This is a genomic window from Streptomyces sp. NBC_01241 (genome assembly GCF_041435435.1).
Classification (GTDB): Bacteria; Actinomycetota; Actinomycetes; order Streptomycetales; family Streptomycetaceae; genus Streptomyces.
Genome location: NZ_CP108494.1, coordinates 3862283 through 3883492, shown reverse-complemented (window position 1 = coordinate 3883492; position 21210 = coordinate 3862283). Strand labels below are relative to the sequence as shown.

The window sequence follows — 21210 nt, the reverse complement described above, 5'->3', positions numbered from 1 at the left end:
TCTGCTCTCCTGCTCAACACATCTGGTGTCAGATCATGCCGGACTGTCCGGCTTGACGCTCGCTGCCCCCGCCAGTTGGGCAAGGCGTCGGTGCTCGGCCGCCTTCTTCTCGTAGATCGCGGCCATCCGCAGGTGGTACTCCGGGTCGTCCTGCTCGTAGACGTCGGGCACGCCGTCCTCGTCCTCGTCGCGCTCCTCCTCCTCGTGCAGCGCCCGGTATCTGCGTACCCGGAGTCTGAGCAGTACACCGGAGAGTACGGCGGCCGTCAGGGAGCCGAGCAGCACGGCGGCCTTGATCTGGTTGATCATGTCCTCGTCGCCGACGAAGGCCAGCTCGCCGATGAGCAGGGACACGGTGAAGCCGATCCCGGCGAGCGAGGCGACCGCGAAGACATCCGCCCAGGCCAGGTCCTTGTTCAGCTCAGCCTTGGTGAAGCGGGTGGCCAGCCACGTACCGCCGAAGATGCCTATCGCCTTGCCGACGACGAGCCCCAGGACGACACCGAGCGTCTCGGGCCGGGTGAAGACGCCCGCCAGCGCGCCGCCGGAGAGGGAGACCCCGGCGGCGAAGAGGGCGAACAGCGGTACGGCGACACCGGCCGACAGCGGGCGGATCAGGTGCTCGATGTGCTCGCCGGGGGAGTGGGCCTCGCCGTCCCGCCGCGTGCAGCGGAGCATCAGGCCCATGGCGACACCGGCGATGGTGGCGTGGATGCCGCTGTTGTACATCAGGCCCCAGATGATTAGGGCGAGCGGTACGTAGATGTACCAGCCGCGCACGTTCTTGCGCAGCAGCAGATAGAAGACGGCGAGGCCGACGAAGGCGCCGATGAGCGCCGTGAAGTTGATCGTCTCGGTGAAGAAGACCGCGATGATCAAGATCGCGAAGAGGTCGTCGACGACGGCGAGGGTCAGCAGGAAGGCGCGCAGCGCGTTCGGCAGGGACGTCCCGATGACCGCGAGGACGGCTAGGGCGAAGGCGATGTCGGTGGCGGTCGGGACGGCCCAGCCGCCCGTGGAACCTCCGCCGGTCACGGCCACGAGCGTGTACACGACGGCCGGAACCGCCATTCCGCACAGCGCGGCGACGACGGGGAGAGCGGCCGCCTTGGGATCGCGCAATTCGCCCGCGACCAGTTCCCGCTTCAGTTCGACGCCCGCGACGAAGAAGAAGACCGCGAGCAGCCCGTCCGCCGCCCAGTGCTCCACGGAGAGGTTGAGGCCCAGCGAACCGGGACCGAAGTGGAAGTCGCTGACGGCTGCGTAACTGGAACCAAAAGTGTTCGCCCACACCAGGGCCGCCACCGCGGCGACCAGCAGGATGACGCCGCCGACGGTCTCGGTGCGCAGGGCATCCGCGAGGTAGTTCCGCTCAGGGAGGGACAGGCGCCCGAGAAAGGTACGACGGGACTCGGGAGAAGGGGGTGCGGGGGTGGGCGCGGCCACGATTGAGGACCTCCGGGTCGGTACGGCAGCGATGGCATGGCTGATGCACTTGCCGACCAGACTTCCCGGCACACCCTGTGGAGATTTCTTATTACTTTGTTGATGCGCCTGCCACTGTACCTGGGGTATGCGGGGATGTAACCGGTGATCTTTACCCTAAATGCCCGAGGGCACCCGGCGCCTTGCCGGATGCCCTCGGGGACGTACTCACTGCGGGTCGATCCCCTGCAGGCGCGCCGGAGGCGGAACCTGCGTCCGGCTTCGGAAGAGCGAGCCTGGGCCAGTCCTCCGAGGAGGGGAACCTGGGCTCAGTCCTCCGAGGGGGGAACCTGGGCTCAGTCCTCCGAGGAGGAGGAGGACGGCAGCTGGGTCTGGATGAGCTCCATCACCGAGGAGTCGGTGAGCGTCGTGACGTCGCCCAGTTCGCGGTTCTCGGCGACGTCACGCAGCAGACGACGCATGATCTTGCCCGAGCGGGTCTTCGGCAGCTCGGCAACCGGCAGGACCCGCTTCGGCTTGGCGATCGGGCCGAGCGTGGCACCGACGTGGTTGCGCAGTTCCGCGACGAGCTCGTCGGAGGCCGCAGCCGTACCCCGCAGTATCACGAACGCCACGATGGCCTGGCCGGTCGTCTCGTCGGCGGCACCGACCACGGCGGCCTCGGCAACCGACGGATGTGACACGAGCGCCGACTCGACCTCGGTGGTCGAGATGTTGTGCCCGGACACGAGCATCACGTCGTCGACCCGGCCGAGCAGCCAGATGTCGCCGTCCTCGTCCTTCTTGGCGCCGTCGCCGGCGAAGTACTTGCCTTCGAAGCGGGACCAGTAGGTGTCGATGAAACGCTGGTCGTCGCCCCAGATGGTGCGGAGCATCGACGGCCACGGCTCGGTGAGGACGAGATAGCCGCCCCCGCCGTTCGGAACCTCGTTGGCCTCGTCGTCGACGACCGTGGCGGAGATGCCGGGCAGGGCGCGCTGGGCGCTTCCCGGCTTGGTCTCCGTCACGCCCGGCAGCGGCGCGATCATCATCGCGCCGGTCTCGGTCTGCCACCAGGTGTCCACGATCGGGCACTTGTCGGCGCCGATGTGCTTGCGGTACCACATCCACGCCTCGGGGTTGATCGGCTCACCGACCGAACCGAGGACCCGAAGGCTGCTCAGGTCGAACTTGGCGGGGATGTCGTCACCCCACTTCATGAACGTACGGATCGCGGTCGGCGCGGTGTAGAGGATCGTGACGCCGTACTTCTGCACGATCTCCCAGAAGCGCCCCTGGTGCGGGGTATCGGGCGTGCCCTCGTACATGACCTGCGTCGCGCCGTTGGCGAGCGGGCCGTAGACGATGTACGAGTGGCCGGTCACCCAGCCGATGTCGGCGGTGCACCAGAAGACGTCGGTCTCCGGCTTGAGGTCGAAGACTGCGTGGTGCGTGTACGCGACCTGCGTGAGGTAGCCACCGGAGGTGTGCAGGATGCCCTTCGGCTTACCCGTGGTACCGGAGGTGTACAGGACGAAGAGCGGCTGCTCCGCGTCGAACGCCTCAGGGGTGTGCTCGGCGGACTGCCGGCCGGTGATCTCGTGCCACCAGACGTCGCGGCCCTCGGTCCACGCGGTGTCCTGGCCGGTGCGCCGCACCACCAGGACGTGCTCGACGCTGTCGATACGGGAGACGGCGTCGTCCACGGCGGGCTTGAGTGCGGACGGCTTGCCCCGGCGGTAACCACCGTCGCTGGTGATTACGACCTTGGCGTCCGCGTCCTGGATGCGGGCGGCGATGGCGTCGGCGGAGAAGCCGCCGAAGACCACCGAGTGCGCGGCGCCGATGCGGGCGCAGGCCAGCATCGCGATCGCGGCCTCGGGGATCATCGGCAGATAGACGGCGACCCGGTCGCCCTTGCCGACACCGAGCTCGATGAGTGCGTTCGCGGCCCGGGAGACCTCGTCCTTGAGGTCGGCGTAAGTGATCGCGCGGCTGTCGCCGGGCTCGCCCTCGAAGTGGATGGCGACCCGGTCGCCATGGCCGGCCTCGACATGGCGGTCCACGCAGTTGTACGCGACGTTCAGTTTGCCGTCCGCGAACCACTTCGCGAAGGGCGGGTTGCTCCAGTCGAGCGTTTCGGTCGGCTCCGTGGCCCAGGTCAGGCGACGGGCCTGCTCGGCCCAGAAGCCCAGCCGGTCCGCCTCGGCCTGCTCGTACGCCTCCGCTTTGACGTTGGCGTTCGCGGCCAGATCGGCAGGCGGTGCGAACCGCCGCTCCTCACGAAGCAGATTGGCCAAGCTTTCGTTGCTCACGACATCTCCCATTCCCAGGGTGTCCGTTGTGTCCCGGGGCATAGCTCATCAGGCCAAAGGCCGGGTGACAAGTGTCTGCCCGAAATTGGTTTAGACCTATGTCTCGTGTATGGGCGTGCATGGAGACACGGTCCCGCCTCCCCGTACGGCTGACGCGATGCGACGCCGCGCCGGCCGACATGGGGGCCAGCGGCACGATGCGCATACGGAGTCACACGGTGTGTTGCGGAGGCGGGACCACAAGGTCTCACGGACCGGGGACGAATGCGGTTCAGACGCCAGTACGTTCCAACCGGCCGGGATCCGAAGGATCGCCCGGGGAGGAGGGGCCTCCCGGAACGGCGGTCGACCCGAGGGTGTCGGCGTCGCCGGTGACGCGGGAAGCGGCCGAGGTATGGGTGCGAGCCTCGGCAAGGGCGTGGGGTTCGAGCGGGGCCTTCGTTTCGGCCGGCGCCCGAGCCGGAGCGTTGTCGGGGGTGACGCCCGGGTCCACGCGGTCGAAGACCTCGTCGAGCGCAAGTCCGGCGCTCGCGCCCTCGGTCAGCAGGTAGGCCTGCGCTTCGCCCACGTGGAAGTACATCCCGTGCAGTTGGAGCGTGCCCTCAGAGAGTCGCCGGGCCACCGGTTCATGGGCCCGTAGATGGTCCAACTGCTGGACCACGTTGGTGAGGCAGAGCTGCTCCACCGCATCGGTCGGCAGCCGACCGGAGATCCGTGCCCAGGCGTGATGCCGGGACGCCATCCGTTCCAGGCTCGGCAGCCCGTGTTTCAGCCAGCGCCACAGGGACGTCTGAGGAGTGTCCGGCGCGGGCTCGGCGTCGAGCAGAGCTTGCATCGCGCCGCAGCCGGAGTGCCCGCACACGGTGATGGACTCCACCTGCAGCACATCCAGCGCGTACTCGATCGCGGCACCCACCGAGTCGTCACCCGAATCGGTATCCGGCGGGGGCACCAGATTGCCGATGTTCCGCACGGTGAACAGGTCGCCCGGGCCACTCGCCGTGATCATGCTGGTGACCAGGCGGGAGTCCGCGCAGGTGATGAAGAGCTGGGAGGGGCACTGACCCTCGCGAGCCAGCCGGGCCAACTCCTCGCGCACCAGCGGGGCGGTGTTGCGCTGGAACGAACTCAGGCCGCTGGCCAGGCGGTTGCCGCCGGTCCGGCGTGGGGCGGTGGCGGGCGTGGCCGGATCGTGAGTGTTGTGGGCTCCGGGGCCGGAAGCGGGACCGACATCAGGGGCGGAGCCGGATTCGGAGCTGTGGTCGTCGACGGTGCTGGGAGAGGGGCTCGTGTCCGCTCCCCGGACGGGGTCCAGGCCGGTGCGGGAGCCGCCGAAGGGGGCGCCGGGGCCAGGGTGGGTGTCGGGCGTCTGCTCGGGCCGGTCGTGGCAGTGATGGTTCCGCCATGGCGTCCAGGGGCGACAACAGAAGTGCGCCGACGAGGTGGGCTCGGCAATCCGGCCGCCTGACCTGCCGGTGAAAGCAACCCTGCCGCCGTGGGCCTTCTGGGCAAGGCTCCAGTCCTGGATGGCCTCGTACGCCGCATGGTCCATGAAGAAGCCGTCCAGCTCGACGACGACGTCCCCGCCCTGCGGCAACTGTCCAAGCGTCCGACTGAGCCGAGGCACCGCGAGAAACGTCAACTGGCCCCGCACGACGATCAGATGCCGTTCACCCTGATCGGCCACGGTGATCCTGGTCCGGGCCAGCCGATGCAGTGCCACGGCCACCGCCGCCGCGATGCCGATCGCCACACCCTTGAGCACACCGAAGAGGACCACGCCGCTGATCGTCGCCCCGTACACCAGGAATTCTCGGTGCTTATGGACATTGCGGATGTGGGCGAAGCTCACCATCTTGATGCCGACCATCATGACCAGCGCGGCGAGGGCGGCCAGCGGGATCCATTCCAGGACGGTAACCAGCAGCCCGATGGCGAGAACCATCCAGACGCCGTGCAGCACGGTGGAGGCGCGGCCCGTCGCCCCTGCCCGCACGTTTGCCGAACTGCGCACCGCACCACCGGACACCGCGAGCCCGCCCACGAGTCCGGACAGGGTGTTGGCGATGCCCTGGGCGCGCAGCTCACGGTCGAGATCGGAACGCCTGGCGGGCGGGGCCGGCGGCGCCGACGCCCGTACCGACACCGCCGCGGACGCCGAAGGCGGGCCGGCCTGTGACCGGGCGGCTGTTCGCTCACCGGCGCGGTCGGCCGACAGCTTGTCCACGGCCACCGCGGCGAGCAGCGACTCCAGACTGGCCACCAACATCACAGTGAACACAGCAGTGGCAAGGGCGAGTACGGGACCTTGCGGCATCTCCGGCAGTGCGTGGGAGCGCCAGGACGGCAGGTCGACCCGGGCGATCCCGGGTGCTGCCGGCGCGGCCACCGCCGTCGCGGTCACCACTGCGGCGAGGGCGGCCGGAATCCGCCGTAACACCCGGCCGATCCGCCCAGGAATCCGCGGCCACAGGACCAGGACGGCGATGGTCAGCACGCCGATCAGGGGTGCGGCCGGGCTCACCCGCCCCAACTGGTCGGGAAGGGCGAGGGTGTTGGCGACCGCGGAACTCTGGGGCGAGCCACCGAGCACGATGTGCAGCTGGGCGAGCGCGATGGCCACGCCGATTCCGGCGAGGGTGCCGTGCACGATGGCGGGGCTGACGGCGAGGGCGCTGCGCGCCGCCCGCAGTGAGCCCAGCAGGATCTGCAGCAGTCCGGCGCCGATGGTGATCGCGCAGGTGGTACGCCAGCCGTAGATCTGGATCAACTCGGCTGTGACCACGGTCAGTCCGGCGGACGGGCCGCTGACCTGGAGGGGTGTGCCGCCGAGCAACCCGGCGACGATACCGCCAATGGCGGCCGAGATGAGACCGGCTTCCAGCGGGGCGTCCATGGCGACGGCGAGGCCGAGCGACATGGGGACGGCGAGCAGGAAGACCGTGACCGAGGCGGACAGGTCGGCGCCCGTGATGCGGAATCGTCCGCCGCGACGCGGCGGTGGCGGGCTGTGTGGTCGTTTGATCCCCCAGGCGCGGGGTGGGCGCGAACTGCGGGGTGGGCGGTCATGACGAGTGGGTACGTAGGCAGACATTTTCCCGTCTCCTCCGGGGCAGTGCGGTCGCGGAACGTGGGGGACGCGGCCGTGGGGCACGGCTTGCAGCGGCGGGATTTCTCAACTCTCAGTAAATAGATCGTAATGGAGAGTAAAGATTCATGTCCATGCTTGAGATTAAATGGCCCGGTCAATCACCCGTTCAGGTGAATAGGTAGCTTTTTGCGCGGGTTATCGTACTGATTCCGGCAAGGCTGCATGCGGCTTTGGCCGCGCCGTGTCGGCACCTCGACGCGAATCGGCTGCAAGGAAGAGGGTGAGTGGATGCTGGCTGCCGCGAAGAGGACCGCTGCCGGACGGGTCGCCCTGGGCGTCGTGGCTGTTGCGCTGGTTGCGGTGGCCGGCTGCTCCTCCGGGAGGACAGCCAGAAGCTGAACCAGGCCAAGTCCTTTGTGAAGAGCTGGAAGAGCAACGACCCCGGTCTCAAGGACGAGGAGCCGCTTCCCTTCGACTACGACAAGGAGCTCATCGGCGGCCTTACCCCATGTCTGGAGGGGCAGAAGAATATGGTCGCCGCAGCGCGGGCCATGGGCTTCCGGTACGACTCCAGCGGGAAGGTCAACAACACAGGTCTGGCCGAAGAAGAAGGACGGTATCTGGGACCTCTCGATGCAGCTTGTTTCGGTCCCGGGGTGGAAGTTCGAGACCTCTCGATGAACTACAACTTCATGTTCAACCAGTCCGGTACGACACAGGGCGACCCGAGTCGGCACGAGTACTGGGGCAACCAGAGCGATGGCCTGATCCAGGCCTCGACCGTGTGTACGGCGGAACCGCGCCCCACTGATCACCGGGAACCACTTCGAGTCCTGGAACGGTGGCACGTACATGCGCGCCGTCGAGGAGACCATCGCGACGGTCTGCACCAAGAAGGACGTCCGCTGTGTGTCCTTCCGGCAACTGGCCGATTGGCTCGACGCGCAGGACCCGGCAATGCCGGCGAAGCTTGGCACGCTCGACGTCGGCCGGTCCCCGGTGAAGGGCTGGACAGAGTTCCTCGGTGGAGGCGGAGACTCGGCGGCGGAAGCGGGCCGGACATCGGGGGCCGGCACGGCTCACGCCGGATCCGACGCGTATCAGCCCCGTCGTCGGCTCGGCGACGGCCCCCGGTGACGGTGCTCGGTGGCCGTGCGCGGCCACCGAGCTGAGCGTCCTTCGGCTGAGGACCGGTACTGCTGTGAACCGGCGCCTGATAAGGGGTGCAACGGCGCCCCGGCGGAAGGAATGTCAACGACATCCCGGCGGTACGAACGCCTCTTCCCGGCCGGGGCATCGGCCGACCAGATCGACTGGGCCGACTGACCGGGTTGGCTGAGCCGACGGTCAGGCCGGCTGGGCGGCGCCGTCCTGCACGTACCGCTCGTCCAGCACGAAGGCGGGGTCGACCTGGGCGGCGAGGTCGGCGCCCGTCTTCTCGTTGCCCCAGCTCTCCGCGTTCTTCAGATGGAAGTGCACCATCTGCCGGGTGTATCGCTCCCAGTCCCGCTGTTCGTACGAATCCTCCGCGGCGTTCTGCAGTGCCTGCAGAGCCATCCGGTTGTCCGCCTCCAACAGCTCGAAGCGGGCGGGACGGCCCTTCTCCATAGCCCGTACCCAGTCGGAGTGCCCGACAGTGACCAGCAGGTCGTCGCCTACCTCGGCGCGCAGGAAATCCAGATCGTCCTCGCCCTGCACCTTGTTGCCGACGACCTTCAGCGCGACCCCGAAGTTCCGCGCGTACTCCTTGTACTGGCGATATACCGAGACTCCCTTGCGGGTCGGCTCGGCGACCAGGAACGTCATGTCGAAACGGGTGAACATCCCGGAAGCGAAGGAGTCCGATCCGGCTGTCATGTCGACGACGACGTAGTCCTCGGAGCCGTCGACGAGATGGTTGAGGCAGAGCTCCACCGCACCGACCTTGGAGTGGTAGCACGCCACGCCCAGATCCGACTCGGTGAACGGCCCGGTGGCCATCAGCTGGATCTCCCCGTCGTCGAGCCGGACCGTACGGGCGCACGCGTCGTAGATCGGGTTGTCCTCACGGACCCGCAGCAGTCGCGAGCCCTCGCCGGGCGGAGTCGTCTTGATCATCGTCTCGATGGAGGCGATACGGGGATTGCTGCCGCGCAGATACTCCTTGATCAGAGGCAACTGGGCCCCCATGGCGGGGAGCGCCGCGGCTTCCTGGTCGTCGAGGCCGAGCGCGACCCCGAGGTGCTGGTTGATGTCGGCGTCCACCGCGACGACATGGGCTTCATTGGCGGCAAGGTGGCGGATGAAGAGCGAGGACAGCGTGGTCTTGCCGCTGCCGCCCTTCCCTACGAAAGCGATCTTCATGTTCACCTAGGGTAGCGGGGTGGTCGCGTTCTGCTGTCACACTTCGTGAAGAAGGCCACTCCCGGGTCGTAACGGAGTGGGGGGCGCGTAGCCTCGCTAGCTATGAGTACGCCTGCCTCTGATCCGCTCGCCGCCCTGGGCGCCCTGCCGGGAGTCGCCGATGCGGTGGACTCCGTACGCAAGGCCGTCGACCGCGTCTACGGTCACCGTGTCATGCGGCGCCGAAGCAACGAGGTCACCGCCGAAGCGGCACTGCGCGGCGCCCGTGGCTCGGCGGCACTGTCCGGGGCCGACTGGAACCTGGAGGAGGTGCGCCGACGCACCGACTTCAGTGGAGACGGTGAGGCGCATGTGATCGGAGCGGCCCTGAGGCTGACCGCCGAAGCGGGTCAACTGCTTTCCATCTGGCGGCAGTCGCCCTTGCGTGTTCTGGCACGGCTGCATCTGGTTGCGGCCGGCGGCGCCGAACCCGAGGACGCTGTCGGCCGACCGCGGCTGGCGGGCGAACCCGTGGACGAACCGCTGATTCAAGCGCCGCTGCCGGGCGCCGACGAGGTGGCCGGACGGCTGGAAGGGCTCTCCGGGCTGATCCTTTCGGGCACTTCGGCGCCTGCGTTGGTGACGGCGGCGGTTGTGCACGGTGAACTGCTGGCCCTGCGCCCCTTCGGTTCGTACAACGGCCTCGTCGCACGGACCGCCGAGCGGATCGTGTTGATCGGGAGCGGGCTCGACCCCAAATCGATCTGCCCCGCCGAGGTGGGGCACGCCGAGCAGGGCCGGGCGGCGTATATCGCGGCGTTCGATGGCTACCTTTCGGGGACGCCGGACGGGTTGGCGACCTGGATCGCGCACTGCGGGCGCGCTGTGGAACTGGGAGTCAGGGAATCGACGGCGGTGTGCGAGGCGCTGCAGCGCGGCGCCGCGTAGCGAGGCGGCGGTGTTGCGGTGCCGGGTGCGACGGGCTGAATTGTCAGCCGCGAAACTCCACCGCATAACGGCAGGGTCGTAACTTCAGTGCGGTGATTCCACCGGGCCAAGGGCGGCTTCGCGGTGACCTCGCCGGGGCAACTTCACGGCCCGGTGCAAGGGTTGCGGCGGTACCGTCCTCGGTACCGCCGCTGGCATGTCTACCCAGTTACCAGGCGTCCTCGATATGTGCCCATCAGGTCGGGGACTTTGCCCGTTCCCTGGTGCGGCTGGCCCGTAATCGACGGGTCGACGTCGCGTGGGTGCTCGGTTTTCATGCTCGGTCCGTGGGGCCTTCTCTGCGTTACAGGTAATCCTCTCGGACATCCTTGGTCTCGCGGGCCGTTGAGTCCTTTGTACTCCAGGGCCGGTGTGAGCGGTAGTGCTGGCCACACTTCTTTACTTTTAGGTTCAATTATGGGCGAGTTGGACAACTTGGTTCAGTCGGTGAATTGGGTCGAGGTGGTTGCCTCGTCCGGCCCCATTGGCGGGGTCGGGCGGCGGGTTCACGGCATCGGGGTGCCGCCCGGGTCGCGAGGTCAGATGGAGGGATTGATGGAGCGGCGACGGGAGGTGTACCAGACCAGTCCCGCCGTGACCGCGGCCGCACCCACCGCCGCCGCCGCGACCAGCGCGGGACGCGGCGGCATCGTGAAAGCGGGCAGCCGCTGCTTGAGCCGGACCGGTCGGTCGAAGACGAGAACCGGCCACTCGCGGAGGGTCGCCTCGCGCCGCAGAGTGCGGTCCGGATTCACTGCGTGCGGGTGTCCGACCGATTCCAGCATCGGTACATCGGTCGCCGAATCGCTGTAGGCGTAGCAACGCGAGAGGTCGTACCCCTCCGACACCGCGAGTGCCTTGATCGCCTCGGCCTTCGTCGGTCCGTAGGCGTAGTACTCCACTTCGCCGGTGAAGCAGCCGTCGTCGCCGACGACCATTCGGGTGGCGACGACTCGGTCGGCGCCGAGCAGCTCGCCGATCGGCTCGACGACCTCGGCGCCCGAGGTCGAGACGATCACCACATCGCGTCCGGCGGTGTGGTGCTCCTCGATGAGCGTCGCCGCTTCGTCGTAGATGATCGGGTCGATCAGATCGTGCAGGGTCTCGGCAACGATTTCCTTCACTTGCCGTACGTTCCAACCCTTGCAGAGCGCGGAGAGATATTCCCGCATCCGCTCCATCTGGTCGTGATCTGCACCCCCGGCGAGGAACACGAACTGTGCGTACGCAGTGCGCAGTACGGCGCGGCGGTTGATCAGTCCGCCTTGGTAGAAGGACTTGCTGAAGGTCAGCGTCGAAGACTTCGCAATGACCGTCTTGTCCAGGTCGAAGAAGGCTGCTGTGCGCGGCAAGAAGCGGTTTTCCACAAGGCAGAGCATAGGGGCCCACCATTCGGCGTAAACTCTGGCGCGTGGGTTTGCCTGAGAAGGCTCTCGGGTACACCATGGAAGTCACGGATCGTTCGCGACCGTGCTAACCCGGTCCGGCTCCTCCCCCCCCGAGTCGGCCGTGGGGACGACCCCCGCTCTCCCCCCCGGCGGGGGTCGTCGCATGTCCGGACCCATTTCTGCGGTTTGGAATCAAGCATTCCGCCTCTGTTTCGGCTACGACGGTCCACTTCTCGCCCGTCTCCCACCATCGTGCCCCGTCACGGTGCGTAGCGGAAGTGCTGCTCTCCGGAAGTCGCCGGTATGAGTGACCGAGTTATTCACAGCGGTGGGGTTGTCCACAGTTTTTGAGCAAGATCCACACGATTTTCCGAAGCGCTGCACGGTGATTCCAGCCGCGAAGTCCGCGGGTTGTGGAATCGCTGATCCCGGAACGCTTCGAGATCAGCGCGAACTGTGATGAAGGTGCAGTGAGAAGGGGGTGGAGACTGTGGCTGAATCCAACGCACGGGATCGTCTGCCGAGCGCCGAAGTGCGGCGGGGCGGACCGTTGATCGTGACCGAGGATGTGGAACTCCTCGACGATCTGCTGCGGCTGTGCGCTGCCGCCGGAGCGGAACCGGAAGTTCATCACTCGCTGCCCGAGCGCAGAGGCAGCTGGGATCAGGCCCCGATGATTCTCGTGGGGGACGACGCTGCCCAGCGGTGCCGCGGGGTGGCGCGCAGGCGCGGTGTGATGCTCGTCGGCCGGGACCAGGATGTCCCGGACGTCTGGCGTCGCGCTGTCGAGATCGGGGCCGAATATGTGCTGAGGCTGCCCGACTCCGAGGGTTGGCTCGTCGACCAGATCGCCAATGCGGCGGAAGGCGTGGGCCGGCCGGCACTCACCGTCGGGGTGATCGGCGGGCGGGGCGGTTCCGGCGCATCCACACTGGCCTGCGCCCTCGCGGTGACGGCGGCCAGGGCTGGGCGGCGGACCATGCTGATCGACGGTGACCCGCTCGGCGGGGGCATCGATGTGCTGCTCGGCGGCGAACGGACCGAGGGAATGAGGTGGCCGGATTTCGCCCATTCCAAAGGGCGGGTCGGCGGAGGCGCGCTGGAGGAGTCGCTTCCCGCACTGCACGGTTTGCGGGTGCTCAGCTGGGGCCGCGACGACTGGGTGGTGATCCCGCCGCCGGCCATACAGGCTGTGCTGGCCGCCGCGCGCAGGCTCGGCGGGGTGGTTGTCGTCGATCTGCCACGCCGGGTCGACGAGGCGGTCGCCGAGGCGCTCGCGCAGCTGGACGTCGGGCTGTTGGTGGTCCCGGGGGAGCTTCGGGCGGTCGCGGCAGCGAAGCGGGTGGCGTCGATGGCCGGAATGGTCCTGGACGACCTGCGGGTGGTGGCGCGCGGTCCGTACGCGGCGGGCATCGACGAACGGTGGGTGGCGCAAGCGCTTGGGCTGCCGCTTGCTGGTGAACTCCCGCTCGAAACCGGGCTGCTGGCGGCCCAGGACGGCGGGGCACCCCCCGGCAGCAGTGCGCGCAGTCCACTGGCCAGGTTCTGCACGGCCTTCTGGGAGCGGGCGCTCGCCCCGGAGGGCGTCGGGAGCCGCACCGCTGGGGATGCGTCATGACCGAGACGCTGCTCGACGCTGTACGGCAGCGGCTGGCGCAGAGCGGCGCGGCGCCGACCCCGGCCGGGGTCGCGGCCGCACTGCGTGCCCAGGGGCGGCTGCTCGGTGATGCTGAAGTGCTCGGTGCGGCCGATGAGCTGCGCGGCGAGCTGGTCGGGACCGGAGTGCTGGAACCGCTGCTCGCCGACCCGGCAGTGACGGATGTGCTGGTCTGTGCGCCGGACCGGGTGTGGGTGGACCGGGGCGGCGGGCTCGAAATCACTGCGGTGACGTTCCCGGACGCTGCCGCGGTGCGCAGGCTGGCGCAGCGGCTGGCGGCCGTGTCGGGGCGGCGGCTCGACGACGCCCGGCCCTGGGTGGACGCACGGCTGCCGGACGGCACCCGTATGCACGCCGTGCTGCCGCCGGTGTCCGTCGGCTCGACGTGTCTGTCGCTGCGGGTGGTACGCCCGCGGGCCTTCTCGCTGGAGGAACTGGTCGAGGCCGGGACGGTGCCACCGGACGGCGACCGGGTGCTGCGGGCCTTGGTGGACGCCCGGGTCTCCTATCTGATCAGCGGGGGGACGGGAGCCGGAAAGACGACCCTCCTGTCGAGTCTGCTGGGTGCAGTCGGGGAGCGTGAGCGAATCGTGCTCGCCGAGGATTCGGCAGAGCTGCGGCCGGACCATCCGCATGTGGTGCGGCTGGAGTCGCGCCCCGCCAATCAGGAGGGGGCGGGCCGGGTGACTCTTCGGGACCTGGTGCGGCAGGCGCTGCGGATGCGGCCCGACCGGCTGGTCGTCGGGGAGGTGCGGGGTGCCGAGGTCACCGAACTGCTGGCCGCGCTGAATACCGGGCACGAGGGCGGTTGCGGGACGGTTCACGCCAATGCTGCCGAGCATGTACCAGCCCGTCTTGAGGCGCTGGGGACGGCGGCGGGGCTGGACCGGGCAGCACTGCACAGCCAGTTGGCGGCGGCGCTGTCAGTGGTGGTCCATCTCGTACGGGACCGGGCCGGACAGCGGCGGATCGCCGAGGTGCAGGTGCTGGAGCGGGACGCGGCCGGGCTGGTGGTGACCGTGCCGGCGCTGCGCTGGGGCGCCGGCGGATTCGTGCGGGAACGAGGCTGGGAGCGGCTGCGGTCGTTGATCGGGGGTGCGCTGTGAGCGGCGGTGCGGCGCCGGGGCTGTCGGCGGCTGCGGGCTGCGCGGCGGTCTTGTGCGGCGCGGTGGCGGCCTGGTTGGTGGTGGCGCAGGACCAGGGGCGGCGGAGGGCCCGGGTGCTGTTCGTCGATGGAGTGGTGGAGTCGCCGCTGCGTGCGCGCTGGGAGCGGATTCGGGCGTGGTTCCAGGCGCGGTTGCGGGAGCGGCGGGAGTGGCTCTGTCTGCCGGTGGCGCTGGCCATCGCGGTGCTGGGGAAGTCCGTGCTTCCGCTGCTGGCCGGGGCGGTCGCGGTGCCGCTGGTGCGGCGGTGGCTGCGGAGACAGGCCCTGACGCGTAAGCGGGAACGCCGGGCCGATGGGGTGGTGGCGCTGTGCGGCGCAGTCGTGGGTGAGCTGCGGGCCGGACACGAGCCGGGGCAGGCGCTGCTCGTCGCAGTCCGCGGGACCGGGGTGATGGGAACGGCGGAGGCCGGTGTGTCCGCCGCGGCACGGTTCGGTGGCGATGTACCGGGGGCGCTCGGGCAGGCGGCACGGGAGCCGGGTCTGGACGGGCTTGCCGGGGTCGCGGCCTGCTGGCGGGTGGCGGCGGACGGTGGGGCCGGGCTCGCGGCGGGGCTGGACCGCCTGGAAGGTGCACTGCGGTCCGAGCGATGCAGACGCGAGGAGTTACGGGCCCAACTGGCGGGTGCCTGGTCGACGGTGGCCGTGCTCGCGCTGCTGCCGGTGCTTGGGCTGGGACTGGGGGCGGCGCTCGGAGCGGATCCGCTGGAGGTGCTGCTACACACGCCGGCCGGGCTGGTCTGTCTGGTGGCGGGTGGGTTGCTGGAGGCTGCCGGGCTCTGCTGGGCCGGACGGATCGTACGGGCAGGGGAGGCGGCATGAACGGAGTCATCGGAGGTGCCGCCCACCTGGTGGCGGCGGTGTGGGGGGTTTTGGGCCTGGGCCTGTATCTGGCTCTCGCCCTGTCGGGGCGGCGGCGGAGGCGGGCGGTACGCCGCCGGGGTGCGGCGCTGATGGCGATCGGTGCGGAGAAGCGTCGGCCCGGGCGTGCGGTTTCCGGCGCCCGGGCAGCCAAGGAGTGGATCGCACCGCTGGGGGCTGTGGCGACGGGCGTGGTCCTGGTCGGCGGCCTGTTGGGGTGCGCGGCCGGGCTTGCCGGGGCGTACATCGCCCGGCGGTGGCAGCGGGCCCGGCACAGCGGCGAACAGGGTGCCGGTGCTTCGGAAATGGCTGAGGCCGCACGCCAACTTCCGCTGGCGGCAGATCTCTTGGCGGCATGCATTTCGGCCGGAGCAGGCCCCCGGGAGGCGGCGGAGGCGGTAGGGGATTCGCTGGGCGGACCGGTCGGCGTGTGTCTGGCGCGGACGGCGGCGGAGATCCGGCTCGGTGGTGAACCGGCGGTGGCCTGGGGGCGGTTCGGGGAGATACCGGGCGCCGGCGCGCTGTCCCGTTGCCTGGACCGGGCGGGATCGACCGGAGCTCCGGCGGCGGAGCCGGTGGCGCGGCTGGCCGAGGCGATGCGGGCGGAGCGGGCGAGCGCGGCCGTGGCGCGCGCCCAGCGGGCAGGCGTGCTGATCACCGCACCGGTCGGGCTCTGTTTTCTGCCCGCATTCCTGGCCGTCGGGGTGGCGCCGGTGGTGATCGGGCTGGCGACCGGCCTGCTTCACTCCGGCTGAATGAAAAGCGCCCAAAATTATCTATTCAGTATTAATTACGCATTTCGCGGGGGTTGAAATGGTGCAGCGAATCAGGGGCTGGGTGCGGAGCATGGCGCGCCGAGTCCGGTCGGACAACGGAATGACGACGTCCGAATACGCGGTGGGGACGATCGCGGCCTGTGCGTTCGCGGCGGTGCTCTACAAGGTGGTGACCAGCCAGCCGGTCATGTCCGCGCTGCAGTCGCTGGTGAAGGACGCACTCGATGCGAAGTTCTAGGAATGGTTCCGGGGCGTGTGCCGGGGGCCGTTCGGGGACTGCGGGCGCGGGCGGGGACCGGGGTGCGGTGACGGCGGAAGCGGCCTTAGCGATTCCGGTACTGGTGGTGTTCGCCCTGGCCCTGGTCTGGGCGCTGATGGCCGCCTCCGCCCAGATCCGGTGCGTGGACGCGGCCAGAGCGGGGGCGAGGGCGGCGGCCCGTTCGGAACCGGAGCCACAGGTGTTGGAAGTCGCCCGTTCGGCCGCACCCGGCGGGGCCGAAATCGCGATGGAGCGGGCCGGGGAGTTGTGGCGGGTGCGGGTGGCGGCGCCCACCCCCGGACTCGGCCCGCTGGCTTTGACGCTTCATGCGGAGGCGGCGGCACTGGCCGAGGACACGGTGGGGATGACGCCATGACCGGGATGGGACGGGGTGCCGCGTCGGCTGTGACCGGGTGGCTCCACGTACATGGGTCCGGCGGCCCGGGTCACGGACGGGGACGGGGCCGCGAGCCGGACCAGGGCCTGGCGGGCCGGGACAGGGGGCTGGCGACGGTGTGGGTGGCGATGACCATGGCTACTTTGTGTGTGGTGTTCGCTGTCGTGCTGGCGCTCGGGAAGGTGGTCGCCGTTCGGCACCTGGCCGGCGGCGCGGCGGACTTGGCGGCTCTGGCCGCGGCCGACCGGGCCCTGCAAGGGGCCGAGGAAGCATGCGGGGCGGCCGAGAAAGTGGCCGCGGCACAGGGGGCCGTGGTGGTCCGGTGCGTGGTGCGAGGAGAGGTCGCCGATGTGACGGCCCAGGTGCGTTTCGGGCCGTACGAACCGGAGGTCAGGTCCCGGGCGGGCCCTCCGGTGGCTGTTCCCGACCCTCTGGAGCCGTCACCTCCGACGATTCCGGAGGGCTCGGCTCCCCGGGCTCCGGCGGAGCCCACCGGAGGAGTTCGCTGAGGAGACGCACGGCGCCGCGTTTGTGCAATGGATCGTTGCCGTTGCCGCACTTGGGGGACTGGATGCAGGACGGGCAGCCGGCCTCGCATTCGCAGGACGCGATGGCCTGGCGGGTCGCGGTCAGCCATGCGCGGGCGGTGTGGAAGGCCCGCTCGGCGAATCCGGCACCGCCCGGATGTCCGTCGTACACGAAGACCGTGGGCAGGAGGGTGGCCGGGTGCAACGGTACGGAGACGCCACCGATGTCCCATCGGTCGCAGGTGGCGAAGAGCGGCAGCATCCCGATCGACGCGTGCTCCGCGGCATGCAGGGCGCCGCCGAGGATCTCCGGGTTGATGCGGGCGGCGTCGAGCTGATCCTGCGTGACGGTCCACCACACGGCGCGCGTGCGCAGAGTGCGGGGCGGCAGATCCAGCTTGGTTTCGCCGAGGACCTCGCCGGTGATCAGTTTGCGACGCAGGAAGGAGACGACCTGGTTGGTGACTTCCACCGAGCCGTAGCAGAGCCGCCCGTCACCCCATGGGATCTCGGTGTCGGTCTCCAGGACGGCGATGGCGGTGGTGTCGCGGGCGGTCGTCGAGTACGGCGGGTTGGCCCCTTCGACCAGGGCCACCGAATCCTCCAGATCCAGCTTCCGGACCAGATAGGTGCGGCCCTGGTGGAGATGGACGGCGCCTTCATGGACGGCGGTGTGCGAGGCAGCCTCGTCGACGGTGCCCAGCAGTCGGCCGGTGCCCTCCTCGACGATTTGGACGGGGCGACCGCCCTCGCCCCGGATGTCGGTGAGATCGACGGCGCGCTCGCGGCGGGTCCAGTGCCAGCCCGACGCCCGTCTGCGTAGCAGCTTCGCGGCTTCCAGCTGCGGCAGCAGTTCGGCCACGGCCGGGCCGAAGAGCTCCAGATCGGCTTCGGTGAGCGGGAGCTCCGCAGCGGCGGCACACAGGTGCGGGGCGAGGACGTACGGGTTGTCCGGGTCGAGGACGGTCGACTCCACGGGCTGCTGGAACAGGGCCTCGGGATGGTGCACGAGAAAGGTGTCCAGCGGGTCGTCGCGGGCGACCAGGACGGCCAGGGCGCCGTGGCCGGAGCGTCCGGCGCGGCCCGCCTGCTGCCACAGCGACGCCCTGGTGCCCGGATAGCCGGCGATGACGACGGCGTCCAGGCCGGACACGTCGACGCCGAGTTCGAGGGCGGTGGTGGCGGCAAGACCGAGCAGCCGCCCGGAGTGCAGGGCGCGCTCCAGGGCGCGGCGCTCCTCGGGGAGATAGCCCCCGCGGTAGGCGGCGACCCGGGCGGGCAGGGAGCGGTCCACCTCGGCGAGGCGTTCCTTGGCGATGACGGAGATCAGCTCGGCCCCGCGCCGGGAGCGTACGAAGGCGACCGAGCGGACGCCCTGGACGGTCAGATCGGTGAGGAGGTCGGCGGTCTCGGCGGTGGCGGTACGGCGGACGGGCGCGCCCTTCTCACCGTGGAGCTCGGTCAGGGGCGGCTCCCACAGGGCGAAGAGCAGCTCGCCGCGCGGCGAGGCGTCGTCGGCGACCTCCTTGACCGGGAGACCGGTGAGGCGGCCCGCTGCGACGGATGGCTCAGCCGCGGTGGCCGAGGCGAGGAGGAAGACCGGATCCGCTCCGTAGCGGGCGCACAGGCGGCGCAGCCTGCGTACCACCTGGGCGACGTGGGAGCCGAAGACACCGCGGTAGGTGTGGCACTCGTCGATGACCACGAAGCGCAGGGCGCGCAGGAAGGAGGACCAGCGGGGGTGGGACGGGAGTATCCCGCGGTGCAGCATGTCGGGATTGGTCAGGACGTAGTTGGCGTACTGGCGCACCCATTCGCGTTCCTCGACGGGGGTGTCGCCGTCGTAGACCGCAGGCCTGATGGCGTTGCCGAGTGGTGCCGCGAGTTCCTTCACCGCGCGCCTCTGATCGGCGGCCAGGGCCTTGGTGGGGGCGAGATACAGGGCGGTCGCGCCACGGCCGTTCGGGGCCTCGGAGCCGTCGAGCAGGGTGGTGAGTACCGGGGCGAGGTACGCGAGCGACTTGCCGGAAGCCGTGCCCGTGGCAATGATCACGGACTCGCCGTCCAGGGCGTGCTCGGCGGCGGCCGCCTGGTGCGCCCACGGATGGTCGATTCCGGCCTTCTGGATCGCGGCGATCACTTCTGGCCGGATGCGATCGGGCCAGATGGCATGGGTTCCCGTGCGCGGGGGCAAGTGCTCCGTATGAGTGATGCGCGCGGACCGGCCCGCCACTGCGGCGAGCCGGTCGAGGACCATGGCCGGAGAGGGGCGCGAGTCCCTGTTCTCGGCTGGTCGACTGGGGCGGTGATTCTTGGCCATCGGCACCGAGTGTGTCACTGGCGTGACGGACAATGGTCCCAAGGCGTCGTGCATGGCTGCTGGTAAGTGATTGAATGCCATTGCGGCTGGCGATCCGTCCCCTGGCTCCGCCGGGGAGACCGAGGGGCGACCGCTCGATAGCAAGGTGCTGGAGGATCCGTGGACCTGTCCTTGTCGACTCGCAATGTGTCCGGCCCTGGTGGCGACCGTACGGTCGTCGAGGTCGGTGGCGAGATTGATGTGTATACCGCGCCCAAGCTGCGCGAGCAGTTGGTCGAGTTGGTGAATGACGGCAGCTACCACCTGGTTGTCGACATGGAAGGCGTCGACTTCCTCGACTCCACCGGCCTCGGCGTGCTCGTGGGCGGCCTGAAGCGTGTCCGGGCCCATGAGGGCTCGCTGCGCCTGGTCTGCAACCAGGAGCGCATTCTCAAGATCTTCCGGATCACTGGTCTGACCAAGGTGTTCCCGATTCACACCACGGTCGACGAGGCCGTTGCGGCCACCGACTGACGGCCGGTCCGCGGTCGTCCGCGGTCCGACCAGTGGCCGGTGTACCGGTAGCCCTGACCGGCGGCCGGTGCCGCGCAGGTGGCCTGAACGGCCGGTTGTCGCAGTCAGGCAGTCGGCCGGGCGATCGGTGTCGGCGGTCGGGAGACCGGGCAGTCGGTGCTCCGGTTGCCGGGCAGCCGGTCGGCGTCCGGTCGGTTGTCGGTCGGCCAACCGGTGGGTCGTCGGTTGCCTGCCGACCGGTCGTCCGGCGGGTAGCCGCTTGTCGGTCGGCCGTCGGTTGTTCGGTTGCCCGGGAGTGGCCCGTCCGCCGGTCGGAGTCCGTCCGCCGGTCGGCAGACGGAGGTCAGTGGGCCGGCTGCCCCGCGCGGCCGCCGACCAGGTCGGTCGTCGGGTTCGTCGGTTCCGGAAGAAATCCGGAAGCAGTCCGAATGAACGAAGAAATCCGGAAGCAGTCCGAATGAACGCGGAAAGAAAACCGGAAGAAGACCCGAAGAAGAGCCGGGGTATCCGGGCAGTGTGCCCGGGCCGCCGGGATGCACACCCGTACGTCTGAGGGGATCCCATGGCCACCGTTGAACTCCGCTTCAGTGCCCAGCCCGAACACGTCAGGACGGCCCGCCTCGTGGCAGCCGCCGTGGCGCGTCGGGCAGGGGTCGATGAAGCCGTGCTCGACGAGGTCAGACTCGCCGTCGGTGAAGCCTGCAGCCGCGCAGTCGGGCTGCACCGCAGTCATGGCATCACCGCTCCCGTCTCGGTCGTCCTGATCGAGGAGGAGAAGTCCTTCTCGATCGAGGTCGGCGACGAGGTGCCCGGACCGGGCGCCGAGCCCGAGCCCGGCGGATCCGCCGGGGCCCCCGTGACACGCGACGCCACGCCCGGCGTGGGGCTCGATGGGCCGGATGCCGACGCCGACGGCGAGGACGAGATGGGTCTCGCGGTCATCAGCGGCCTCGTCGACGATGTGGAGGTCAGGTCGGGAGCCAACGGCGGAGTGATCCGCATGAGCTGGCCGAAGACGCCAGTGACGGTGCTTCCCTGAGACTCCGCAGCCACCACGGGCGGTTCGCCGGTCCCGATCCCGTCGGATCCCTCCCCCGAACCATCCCCGACATATTTCTTGATCCGTCATTGAGGCCCTGCTGAACAGGGCCTTTTTTCATTTCTGTGTGATCATTGATCTACGGAAAATGCGCCTGCGCCATTACTGCAT

General features: G+C 69.5%; 16 protein-coding genes and 1 pseudogene. 11 read left to right on the top strand and 6 right to left on the bottom strand.

The window, feature by feature from the left end; translation table 11 throughout:
• Nucleotides 1–33 precede the first annotated feature (33 nt).
• From nhaA to OG306_RS17145, 3 genes are all read right to left on the bottom strand, one after another.
• Nucleotides 34–1446 (bottom strand): Na+/H+ antiporter NhaA, encoded by a 1413-nt coding sequence (nhaA, locus tag OG306_RS17155; RefSeq protein ID WP_266747037.1) that lies wholly within the window; start codon nucleotides 1444–1446, stop codon nucleotides 34–36.
• A 335-nt stretch (nucleotides 1447–1781) separates the two neighbouring features.
• Nucleotides 1782–3782: an acetate--CoA ligase gene (gene acs, locus OG306_RS17150; RefSeq protein WP_371665428.1), complete on the bottom strand. Its 2001-nt coding sequence runs from the start codon at nucleotides 3780–3782 to the stop codon at nucleotides 1782–1784.
• A 229-nt stretch (nucleotides 3783–4011) separates the two neighbouring features.
• Nucleotides 4012–6834, bottom strand: a complete 2823-nt coding sequence (locus OG306_RS17145) for a bifunctional SulP family inorganic anion transporter/carbonic anhydrase (RefSeq protein ID WP_266747035.1) — start codon at nucleotides 6832–6834, stop codon at nucleotides 4012–4014.
• Nucleotides 6835–7229: 395 nt separating this feature from the next.
• Between OG306_RS17145 and OG306_RS17140 the strand changes: the two are divergent.
• A pseudogene (locus OG306_RS17140) lies at nucleotides 7230–7968 on the top strand (hypothetical protein); the annotation flags it as partial.
• A 210-nt stretch (nucleotides 7969–8178) separates the two neighbouring features.
• Here the strand turns inward: OG306_RS17140 and OG306_RS17135 are convergent.
• On the bottom strand, nucleotides 8179–9174 hold the full coding sequence (locus OG306_RS17135) for an ATP-binding protein (protein WP_266747034.1): 996 nt from the start codon (nucleotides 9172–9174) through the stop codon (nucleotides 8179–8181).
• A 102-nt stretch (nucleotides 9175–9276) separates the two neighbouring features.
• On the opposite strand from OG306_RS17135, the gene OG306_RS17130 reads away from it, so the two are divergent.
• Nucleotides 9277–10101: an oxidoreductase gene (locus OG306_RS17130; RefSeq protein WP_266747033.1), complete on the top strand. Its 825-nt coding sequence runs from the start codon at nucleotides 9277–9279 to the stop codon at nucleotides 10099–10101.
• A 578-nt stretch (nucleotides 10102–10679) separates the two neighbouring features.
• Here the strand turns inward: OG306_RS17130 and OG306_RS17125 are convergent.
• Nucleotides 10680–11519 (bottom strand): HAD family hydrolase, encoded by an 840-nt coding sequence (locus OG306_RS17125; protein WP_266747032.1) that lies wholly within the window; start codon nucleotides 11517–11519, stop codon nucleotides 10680–10682.
• Nucleotides 11520–12084: 565 nt separating this feature from the next.
• On the opposite strand from OG306_RS17125, the gene ssd reads away from it, so the two are divergent.
• From ssd to OG306_RS17090, 7 genes are read left to right on the top strand one after another with little or no spacing between them, the layout of a single operon-like run.
• Nucleotides 12085–13146, top strand: a complete 1062-nt coding sequence (gene ssd, locus OG306_RS17120) for a septum site-determining protein Ssd (RefSeq protein ID WP_266752254.1) — start codon at nucleotides 12085–12087, stop codon at nucleotides 13144–13146.
• Nucleotides 13143–14291, top strand: a complete 1149-nt coding sequence (locus OG306_RS17115) for a TadA family conjugal transfer-associated ATPase (RefSeq protein ID WP_266906228.1) — start codon at nucleotides 13143–13145, stop codon at nucleotides 14289–14291. Before ssd ends, OG306_RS17115 begins: the two co-directional genes overlap by 4 nt.
• The gene (locus OG306_RS17110) at nucleotides 14288–15169 is read left to right on the top strand and encodes a type II secretion system F family protein (protein ID WP_371665427.1); all 882 of its coding nucleotides are present in this window, start codon (nucleotides 14288–14290) and stop codon (nucleotides 15167–15169) included. Before OG306_RS17115 ends, OG306_RS17110 begins: the two co-directional genes overlap by 4 nt.
• Nucleotides 15166–15963, top strand: a complete 798-nt coding sequence (locus OG306_RS17105) for a type II secretion system F family protein (protein ID WP_266906230.1) — start codon at nucleotides 15166–15168, stop codon at nucleotides 15961–15963. Before OG306_RS17110 ends, OG306_RS17105 begins: the two co-directional genes overlap by 4 nt.
• Nucleotides 15964–16021: 58 nt before the next feature.
• Nucleotides 16022–16222 carry a DUF4244 domain-containing protein gene (locus OG306_RS17100; protein WP_266747025.1) on the top strand — a complete coding sequence of 67 codons (201 nt, stop codon included), beginning with the start codon at nucleotides 16022–16024 and terminating at the stop codon, nucleotides 16220–16222.
• Entirely contained in the window at nucleotides 16209–16619 is a 411-nt protein-coding gene (locus OG306_RS17095) for a TadE family type IV pilus minor pilin (RefSeq protein ID WP_266747024.1), read from the top strand. Before OG306_RS17100 ends, OG306_RS17095 begins: the two co-directional genes overlap by 14 nt.
• Entirely contained in the window at nucleotides 16616–17149 is a 534-nt protein-coding gene (locus tag OG306_RS17090) for an Rv3654c family TadE-like protein (protein WP_323183876.1), read from the top strand. Before OG306_RS17095 ends, OG306_RS17090 begins: the two co-directional genes overlap by 4 nt.
• On the opposite strand, the gene OG306_RS17085 is transcribed toward OG306_RS17090, so the two are convergent.
• Nucleotides 17031–19568: a DEAD/DEAH box helicase gene (locus OG306_RS17085; RefSeq protein ID WP_266747023.1), complete on the bottom strand. Its 2538-nt coding sequence runs from the start codon at nucleotides 19566–19568 to the stop codon at nucleotides 17031–17033. The two genes, OG306_RS17090 and OG306_RS17085, sit on opposite strands and share 119 nt — an antisense overlap.
• A gap of 78 nt (nucleotides 19569–19646) precedes the next feature.
• On the opposite strand from OG306_RS17085, the gene OG306_RS17080 reads away from it, so the two are divergent.
• Nucleotides 19647–20000, top strand: coding sequence for an STAS domain-containing protein (locus OG306_RS17080; RefSeq protein ID WP_003967428.1), 354 nt, complete (start codon nucleotides 19647–19649; stop codon nucleotides 19998–20000).
• A gap of 562 nt (nucleotides 20001–20562) precedes the next feature.
• Nucleotides 20563–21039 (top strand): ATP-binding protein, encoded by a 477-nt coding sequence (locus tag OG306_RS17075; protein WP_266747022.1) that lies wholly within the window; start codon nucleotides 20563–20565, stop codon nucleotides 21037–21039.
• Nucleotides 21040–21210 lie beyond the last annotated feature (171 nt).

Excerpts from the sequence above, each read along its gene's own strand:
- acs (WP_371665428.1), bottom strand. The coding sequence starts at position 3,782 with ATGCCCCGGGACACAACGGACACCCTGGGAATGGGAGATGTCGTGAGC.
- OG306_RS17145 (WP_266747035.1), bottom strand. The coding sequence starts at position 6,834 with ATGTCTGCCTACGTACCCACTCGTCATGACCGCCCACCCCGCAGTTCG.
- OG306_RS17135 (WP_266747034.1), bottom strand. The coding sequence starts at position 9,174 with ATGAAGATCGCTTTCGTAGGGAAGGGCGGCAGCGGCAAGACCACGCTG.
- OG306_RS17130 (WP_266747033.1), top strand. The coding sequence starts at position 9,277 with ATGAGTACGCCTGCCTCTGATCCGCTCGCCGCCCTGGGCGCCCTGCCG.
- OG306_RS17125 (WP_266747032.1), bottom strand. The coding sequence starts at position 11,519 with ATGCTCTGCCTTGTGGAAAACCGCTTCTTGCCGCGCACAGCAGCCTTC.
- OG306_RS17115 (WP_266906228.1), top strand. The coding sequence starts at position 13,143 with ATGACCGAGACGCTGCTCGACGCTGTACGGCAGCGGCTGGCGCAGAGC.
- OG306_RS17105 (WP_266906230.1), top strand. The coding sequence starts at position 15,166 with ATGAACGGAGTCATCGGAGGTGCCGCCCACCTGGTGGCGGCGGTGTGG.
- OG306_RS17100 (WP_266747025.1), top strand. The coding sequence starts at position 16,022 with ATGGTGCAGCGAATCAGGGGCTGGGTGCGGAGCATGGCGCGCCGAGTC.
- OG306_RS17095 (WP_266747024.1), top strand. The coding sequence starts at position 16,209 with ATGCGAAGTTCTAGGAATGGTTCCGGGGCGTGTGCCGGGGGCCGTTCG.
- OG306_RS17090 (WP_323183876.1), top strand. The coding sequence starts at position 16,616 with ATGACCGGGATGGGACGGGGTGCCGCGTCGGCTGTGACCGGGTGGCTC.
- OG306_RS17085 (WP_266747023.1), bottom strand. The coding sequence starts at position 19,568 with ATGGCATTCAATCACTTACCAGCAGCCATGCACGACGCCTTGGGACCA.
- OG306_RS17075 (WP_266747022.1), top strand. The coding sequence starts at position 20,563 with ATGGCCACCGTTGAACTCCGCTTCAGTGCCCAGCCCGAACACGTCAGG.